This window comes from Kitasatospora sp. NPDC056273 (assembly GCF_042268845.1).
Taxonomy (GTDB): Bacteria; Actinomycetota; Actinomycetes; order Streptomycetales; family Streptomycetaceae; genus Kitasatospora.
The window spans coordinates 1-6,365 of the sequence record NZ_JBHJSJ010000115.1 but is presented as its reverse complement, the minus strand read 5'-3'; the positions used below and the strand labels follow the sequence as shown (position 1 = coordinate 6,365).

Genomic DNA, 6,365 nt, shown 5'->3' with positions numbered 1-6,365 from the left:
CGCCCCCGGGCCCCCCCGGCCCGGCCCCCCCCCCCCGCCCCCCCCGGCCCGCCCCCCACCCCGGCCGGGTCGGCCCCGCGCCCGCCGCCGCCGGGGGGGGGGCGGCGGCGGCCGGGGCCTCAGGACGTGCGGGGCGGATCAGCCGTGGACGTAGACGATGCCGAGCTTGGTGAGCTGCCAGAGCTGGTCGGCGGCGCCGGTGTCGGCGGCGAGTTCGACGTACGGGTTGCCCTTGGCGTCGAGGGTGGCGCCGGCGGCCAGGACCTTGCCCTGGTCCTGGGAGTCGGCGATCTTGTAGCGGCCGTTGCCGGCCGGCTTGAACACCCAGTGCTGGTTGCCGCCGCCGGTGCAGCCCCACTGCTGGATCCGGGTGCCGGGGGCGGTGGAGGCGGCGTTGGCGTCCAGGCACATGTTCCGGTTGCCGCTGAAGTCGAGCTCGTAGCTGCCGCCGGCCTTCGCCTCCAGGACGAAGGACTGGTTGAGCCCGCCGGTGGCCGGATAGGTGATCGCGGCCCGGCCGTTGGTCGAGTCGCCGTAGCTGCCGCCGCCGGTGAGGTCGAGCGCGTTGCCGCTGGCCGCGTTGGTCAGCTGGTACCAGGCGCCGTCCTCGGGGACGTCGCCGAACGGCTGTCCGGGTGTGAGCGGCTGGATCGAGGTGGTGTTCTGCTGGTTGAGGGTGCAGTACGCCTGCGCCAGCTCCGGCCGGGCGTAGAACTGGCCGAGGCAGACGCCCTCGCCGCGGTAGCCGGCCACCCGCAGGTGGTACGACTGGCGGACCATGTTCATGCACAGCCCGGGGATGCCGATCTGCGAGTCGCAGCCGTTGCGCACCCACTCGGAGAGGTTGATGACGTCCCCGTTGGTGTACTCGTACGGGGAGCTCGTCCACTCCGCGCAGACCTCGTGGCCGAAGGCGACCCGCCGCTGGTCGAGGTACCGGACGCCGGGCACCTGCTCGGCCGCGCCGCGCAGCGCGTCGCTGAGCGTCGGCACCACCCAGTTGTGGCCCCAGGCGAGGTCCTCGGGGAAGGCCGGGCAGCCGTCGGCGACCTTGCCGAGGTAGTCGTTGCGCCGGATGTCCGGGGTGATCGGGTTGAAGTACGACTGGTAGACCAGCTGGTACGAGGAGTCGGCGTAGCCGGCCCGGCGCATGGTCTGACGGATGTTCTGGAGCGCCGCGACCACCTTGGGCTGGACGCCCTTGGCGCGCCGGCGGATCTCGTCGCTGCCGATGGTGTCCCGGCAGCCCTGGTCCTTGGGGATCGGGAAGTACTGCGCGAGGCAGTGCATCATGATGCCGCTGAAGTCGAAGTCGTCGTTGGCGCCGATCGTGACGACGACCATCTTGACGTCGTACTTCGCCGCCGTGTCGGCCAGCTTGACGTCCTGCTTGGGCTCGCCGAAGTCGCCGCTGCCGGGGCCGGTGACCTTCGCCAGCTCCGGGTCGCTGACCAGGTCGCCGGTCTGGGCTCCGGAACAGGCGAGGTCGATCGGGGTGACCCCGGGGATGTCGGTGACGAAGATCTCCGACTTGGGGTGGCGGTGGCAGTAGTTGGTGGGGCTGTCCGTCTCCGGGAAGTAGCCGTCGTTGGTGTCGGTGCCGGCGCCCTCCCCGGAGATGGCGCTGTCGCCGAGGGCGACGACCGCGGCCGGTCGGGTGGCCGCGGGCGCGGCCGGGGCGGGGTCGGCCAGGGCGGCGGGGGCGCCGGCCAGGCCGAGGGTGGCGAGGAGGGTTCCGGTGGCGAGCAGTGCGGCGCACCGGGAGGACCCGGTGCGTGTCCGCCGCGCCGCCGACCGTGGGGACCTGGTCACACGCGTCTCCTTGCGGGGGTGGGGGGCCGCCCGGGCGGGGCGCCGAGCGGCGCGGAGCAAGAGAGGAGCAGGAAAGGTGAGCAGGTCTCGCATTCTAGGTACTGACAAGTAACGCAACAAGGCTTGTGACACCACCGGGAACTGACGGTGCGTCGCCGCCCCGGCACGACGAAGAGCCGCCGCCCCACGCCCCAGGAGGGAAGCGCGGAACGGCGGCTCGCACCGGCCGAACCGGGTGCGGGCTCAGCCCACGTTGGCGCACTTGTTGCCGAAGGCCGGGTTCAGCAGGCCGATGATGTCGATGGTGTTGCCGCAGACGTTGACCGGAACGTGCACCGGGACCTGGATCTGGTTGCCCGAGATGACACCGGGGGAACCGGCGGCAACGCCCTGGGCGCCGGAGCTGGCCATCGCGGTACCGGCGCCGGTGGCAACGATGCCCACCACGGCCGCGCCGACAGCGGCGGTCTTCTTGATGCTCATACGAGCCTCCTGACTGTTCGACAGATATGCACGGGGAGTGCGACATCTAGAACGAGACCCCACCGGACCGGTTGCGACGCTCCCCGCACTGTCACCCATCCGGCCCAACGGCGCCGCGGACCGGGCATTCGGGTGATCGGAGGGTCCGACCGTTTCCCCGCCCGCGGTGCCTCGTTCTCCCTGATGGAACCCGGTCTCCACCGGCCCCTACGCACGAATCGAGTACCGCCCATGCGCAAGCACGCCCACGCCGTCGTCGGCATCGCGGCCACCGGCGGCTCGGTCGGCGCGGCGGGCCTCCCCTACCCGGCGTCCGGCAATCCGTGCCGGAACGCCTGACCGGAATTCCAACCGTCGCGCCTTTGTCCGAAGCCTTTCCCGGCCGTGCGGGAATCGCTTCGCGGGGCACCGCGACACGGCGGCCGCGGCCACGCCCGAGCCATGGGCGGAACACGCCGGTGTGCGCCGCCCGAGTGACAATCACGGAAATCCCTACAGCCTTCGGGTGAGTATTCGTGCTCGCCCGACTCCCGACATTTCCCTTCCGTCGGGCAGAAATCGGAGGAATGACATGCGCAACTTCAAGAAGGCCGCCGTCCTGTCGCTGGCCGCGAGCGGCCTGGTGCTCGGCGCCGCCGGCGGTGCGGTCGCCAGCTCCGGTGCCGAGGGCGTCGCCGCCGGTTCCCCCGGTGTGCTCTCCGGCAACCAGATCCAGATCCCGATCCACATCCCGATCAACCTGTGCGGCAACAGCATCGACATCATCGGCCTGCTGAACCCGGCCTTCGGCAACCAGTGCGCCAACGTCGGCTGAACCCGCGGTCGCCACGTCGGCGACAGCTGATTCACCGAGCCCGTGCCGCGCCCCGCAGCGCCGGGGCGCGGCACGCTCCACCCGTGTGTGATCGAGGAGATCAACCCCCCATGCAGAACATGAAGAAGGCCGCCGTCCTCTCCGCCGCCGCAGCCGGCCTGGTGCTGGGCGCGGCGGGCTCCGCCGCCGCCAGCGCCGGCGCCGAGGGCGTGGCCGCCAACTCCCCCGGTGTCGTCTCGGGCAACCAGATCCAGATCCCGGTGCACGTGCCGATCAACCTGTGCGGCAACAGCATCAACGTCATCGGCCTGCTGAACCCGGCCTTCGGCAACGCCTGCGCCAACGTCGAGGCCGTCCCGCAGCCCGCGGACGACTGCTGATCCCGATCGGCACGCGTACCGGCCGTCCTGCCCCCCGACCAGTCGGCCGGGGGGCAGTTCGGCGTCTCCGGACAACCGTCCGGTACCTCCGATCCACCGAAGGGTGATCACGATGGTTTCGAAGAAGAGCGCGGCCGGCCTGGCCGCCGCCGTGGGTGCCGCGGTGCTGCTCGGCGCCGGTTCGGCGCAGGCCGCCACCGCCCCGGGCGAGGCCCCGGCCGGCCCGGCCAAGCTGACCAAGACCGACCTGGGCCAGGCGCTGGGCGGGACGACCACCGGCCTCGGCTACGGCGTCGCGCCGATCAAGAGCCTGCGGCTGGACCCGTGGGCGAACTCCTCGGCCGACTTCCTCAACAACGGCGCGGCCCTCCAGCCGGACCAGGGCCTGCCCGCGATCGGCACCGGGACGCTCACCGGCCCGCTGAGCGCCGGCGGCGGCGTCAAGGACCTCCCGCTGGTCGGCGGGCTGACCGGCGTCCTGCCGGGCTGAGCGCCCCACCGGGCGCGCGAGAGCCCGGCATCCCGCCGCGCGGCCGGGGTGCCGGGCTCTCGTACCGGATGGGATCCCGGGGTCAGAGCCGGGTCAGGTCGGTCAGGCCGGTCTGCCCCACCACGGTGGTGGCGGTCGTGGTGGTGGTGCCGGCCAGGGCGCCCGCCGTGTCGGTGAGCGAGAGCCGGCTGTCGTCGCCGCCGAGGCTGGCCTTGGCCCCGGGGATCACCTGCACCGCGCCGGAGACCAGCCGCGGGTCGATCTCGTCCACCTTCAGCCGGCCGTCGGCGAGCTGGCCGGCGCCGTCCCGGGCGAGCGAGAGCGGCTGCCCGAGGGTGAGCCCGGGGGTCTTGGCGTGCAGCGGCGCGGCCGGGGCGTCCAGCAGCACCTTGCCGAGGTCGGCGCCCTGGTCGACCAACGGGAGCGGCAGCTCGGCCTTGGCGCTCGGACCAACCTTGCCGGTGGTCAGCTGGGGGACGATCTGCTCCGGGAGCAGCGCCCCGTCGGAGCTGGTGGTCCGGCCGGGCGCCGGCGGCATGAGCAGCGAGGTCGGGATGCCGGCCGTGAGGCGGCTGCCCAGTGGGGCGAGCGGGATGTCCGCGGGGACCTGCTGGGTGGCCAGCGAGTCCTCCAGGGCGCCCACCTGGTCGGGGCCGATCGGGGCGGCGGCAGAGGCCGCCCCCTGGGAGGCGAGCACACCGGCACCGACCGCCAGCAGCATCACGCCGGCCCGCTTGGAGAACTTCATGCTTTTCACCGTTCTGCTGTCCGTACTGGGGATCACTGGGAGCGGCTGCGGGGGCGCAGCCGGAAAGCGTTCTGCTCAACGAGTGACCGGGAGCTCGGATTGCGGCCGTTAACCGGTTCGGCTTAATAATCCGACCGGATTCCGTTGACCGTCGCGCCTCCGGGACTCTTTTCCAGAATCCCCGTAACCTTCCGTGCCGTCATTCTTTGATCTGAACGTCAGTGACTGCCGACCGGGTCTGAGCGTTCTCAGCGCCGTACGCAAGGAATCCAAAGAGCATTTCAGAGAGGGATCTCCCATGATCCAGAAGTCCTTCGCCGCCGCCGGCCTGGCCGTCGCCGCGCTGGCCGGTGCCGCCGGCCCGGCCTCGGCCATCGGTGACGCGGACGGCGCCGCCGCCTCGATCGAGGGCAACGGCGGCACCAACTTCACGGGCACGGTCGGGAACAACAGCCCGAACTTCCACTTCCTGGACAACCCGAACATCTGCCTGCCGGAGATCCACAACATCGCCGTCGGCGTGCTCGGTGTGGCAGTCCCGGTCGAGGTCCCGATCGCCAACAACGGCGGTCGGCAGTACTGCACCGTCGGCCAGGGCACCCAGAGCCAGGGCGACGGCGGCGTGTCCCACCTGATCGGCTGATCGGTCGCCGCCCTGATCTCCCTGCACCACCCGCTGTTCCACCTTCGAATCGCCCCCCGATTCACCCCGAGAGGAAAACCAGAAATGATCAAGAAGTCCCTCGCCGCCGCCGGCCTGGCCGCCGCCGCCCTCGCGATGTCCGCCGGCTCGGCCTCCGCCATCGTCGACTCGGACGGCGCCGCCACCTCCGTCCAGGGCAACGGCGGCACCAACCACACCGGCACCGCCGGCAACGGCAGCCCGAACAGCCACGTTCTGGACAACCCGAACATCTGCCTGCCGGAGGTCCACAACATCGCGGTCGCCGTCATCGGCATCGCGGTTCCGGTCGAGGTCCCGGTCCTGAACAACCAGCCGAAGCAGATCTGCAACGTCGGCCAGAACACCCAGTCCACGGGCGACGCGGGTGTCTCGCACCTGATCGGCTGATCACGGGGCACGGCACGGTCGGAGGGCCCGGGGAGGAACACCTCCCCGGGCCCTCCGGGCTGTGCGGACGAAGTGTCCGGCCGACCGCCGCAGCGCGGTCCGGCCGGGTGAGCGGCGGGCCGGTCCGGACCGCCGGATGTGAACACGTGTCAGAGCGCCCGTGGGGGCGCTCCCAGAGAGAGGGCAGTTCCATGAAGAGCAAGCTGGCCAAGGCCGCCCTGACCGCCGCCGCCGCACTGGCGCTCGCCGGTGCCGCCACCCCGGCCTTCGCCCACGTGGGCTTCGTCGGCGGCGGCGAGCTCGTCGCCTCCGCCGACCAGCCGTTCCTGGCCGGCGGCGGCTTCGGCCTCGCCCACGCCGGGGACACCGCCGCCGGCGGCTTCGGCGGCGGCGCCGCCACCTCGACCGACCTGGTCGGCGGCGGCGCGGGCTTCGGGCACGCCGGCGACGTGGGCTTCTGAGGCCTGCCGGACACGGCCTAGCGGGAACCGGGAAGGCCGGGCCGCTCCCCCACCCGGGCGGGCCCCCCCGCCCCCCGGGCGGGGGGGGCTCCGGAGCGACCCCGC

9 protein-coding genes are annotated in these 6,365 nt (G+C 72.4%); 6 read left to right on the top strand and 3 right to left on the bottom strand.

The genetic code is table 11. From position 1 onward, the window contains the following. Positions 1-138 precede the first annotated feature (138 nt). Both ACFCY1_RS41250 and ACFCY1_RS41245 read right to left on the bottom strand, forming a co-directional pair. Positions 139-1,812, bottom strand: a complete 1,674-nt coding sequence (locus ACFCY1_RS41250) for an RICIN domain-containing protein (RefSeq protein ID WP_234348284.1) — start codon at positions 1,810-1,812, stop codon at positions 139-141. Positions 1,813-2,055: 243 nt separating this feature from the next. Next, on the bottom strand, positions 2,056-2,295 hold the full coding sequence (locus tag ACFCY1_RS41245; RefSeq protein ID WP_049650486.1) for a chaplin: 240 nt from the start codon (positions 2,293-2,295) through the stop codon (positions 2,056-2,058). A gap of 571 nt (positions 2,296-2,866) precedes the next feature. Here ACFCY1_RS41245 and ACFCY1_RS41240 point away from each other — a divergent pair. The 3 genes from ACFCY1_RS41240 (at position 2,867) to ACFCY1_RS41230 (ending at position 3,979) form a co-directional block, all read left to right on the top strand. Then, positions 2,867-3,109, top strand: coding sequence for a chaplin (locus ACFCY1_RS41240; RefSeq protein WP_049650485.1), 243 nt, complete (start codon positions 2,867-2,869; stop codon positions 3,107-3,109). Between the two features lie 110 nt (positions 3,110-3,219). Continuing rightward, a complete protein-coding gene (locus ACFCY1_RS41235) occupies positions 3,220-3,489 on the top strand; it encodes a chaplin (protein ID WP_049650484.1) in 270 nt (89 codons plus the stop codon). Positions 3,490-3,601: 112 nt separating this feature from the next. Then, a complete protein-coding gene (locus ACFCY1_RS41230) occupies positions 3,602-3,979 on the top strand; it encodes a hypothetical protein (protein WP_147409124.1) in 378 nt (125 codons plus the stop codon). 82 nt (positions 3,980-4,061) lie between these two features. Here the strand turns inward: ACFCY1_RS41230 and ACFCY1_RS41225 are convergent, their stop codons facing one another. Beyond that, positions 4,062-4,727, bottom strand: a complete 666-nt coding sequence (locus ACFCY1_RS41225) for a hypothetical protein (protein ID WP_375877802.1) — start codon at positions 4,725-4,727, stop codon at positions 4,062-4,064. Between the two features lie 298 nt (positions 4,728-5,025). Between ACFCY1_RS41225 and ACFCY1_RS41220 the strand changes: the two genes are divergently transcribed. The 3 genes from ACFCY1_RS41220 to ACFCY1_RS41210 all read left to right on the top strand — a co-directional run bounded on the left by ACFCY1_RS41220 (position 5,026) and on the right by ACFCY1_RS41210 (position 6,260). Next, positions 5,026-5,370, top strand: a complete 345-nt coding sequence (locus ACFCY1_RS41220) for a hypothetical protein (RefSeq protein WP_049650481.1) — start codon at positions 5,026-5,028, stop codon at positions 5,368-5,370. A gap of 84 nt (positions 5,371-5,454) precedes the next feature. Beyond that, the gene (locus ACFCY1_RS41215) at positions 5,455-5,799 is read left to right on the top strand and encodes a rodlet layer protein (protein WP_074004017.1); all 345 of its coding nucleotides are present in this window, start codon (positions 5,455-5,457) and stop codon (positions 5,797-5,799) included. A gap of 191 nt (positions 5,800-5,990) precedes the next feature. Next, complete coding sequence (locus ACFCY1_RS41210; protein ID WP_049650479.1) at positions 5,991-6,260, top strand: hypothetical protein; 270 nt, start codon at positions 5,991-5,993, stop codon at positions 6,258-6,260. Positions 6,261-6,365 lie beyond the last annotated feature (105 nt).

Excerpts from the sequence above, each read along its gene's own strand:
- ACFCY1_RS41230 (WP_147409124.1), top strand. The coding sequence starts at position 3,602 with ATGGTTTCGAAGAAGAGCGCGGCCGGCCTGGCCGCCGCCGTGGGTGCC.
- ACFCY1_RS41220 (WP_049650481.1), top strand. The coding sequence starts at position 5,026 with ATGATCCAGAAGTCCTTCGCCGCCGCCGGCCTGGCCGTCGCCGCGCTG.
- ACFCY1_RS41225 (WP_375877802.1), bottom strand. The coding sequence starts at position 4,727 with ATGAAGTTCTCCAAGCGGGCCGGCGTGATGCTGCTGGCGGTCGGTGCC.
- ACFCY1_RS41240 (WP_049650485.1), top strand. The coding sequence starts at position 2,867 with ATGCGCAACTTCAAGAAGGCCGCCGTCCTGTCGCTGGCCGCGAGCGGC.
- ACFCY1_RS41245 (WP_049650486.1), bottom strand. The coding sequence starts at position 2,295 with ATGAGCATCAAGAAGACCGCCGCTGTCGGCGCGGCCGTGGTGGGCATC.
- ACFCY1_RS41210 (WP_049650479.1), top strand. The coding sequence starts at position 5,991 with ATGAAGAGCAAGCTGGCCAAGGCCGCCCTGACCGCCGCCGCCGCACTG.
- ACFCY1_RS41235 (WP_049650484.1), top strand. The coding sequence starts at position 3,220 with ATGCAGAACATGAAGAAGGCCGCCGTCCTCTCCGCCGCCGCAGCCGGC.
- ACFCY1_RS41215 (WP_074004017.1), top strand. The coding sequence starts at position 5,455 with ATGATCAAGAAGTCCCTCGCCGCCGCCGGCCTGGCCGCCGCCGCCCTC.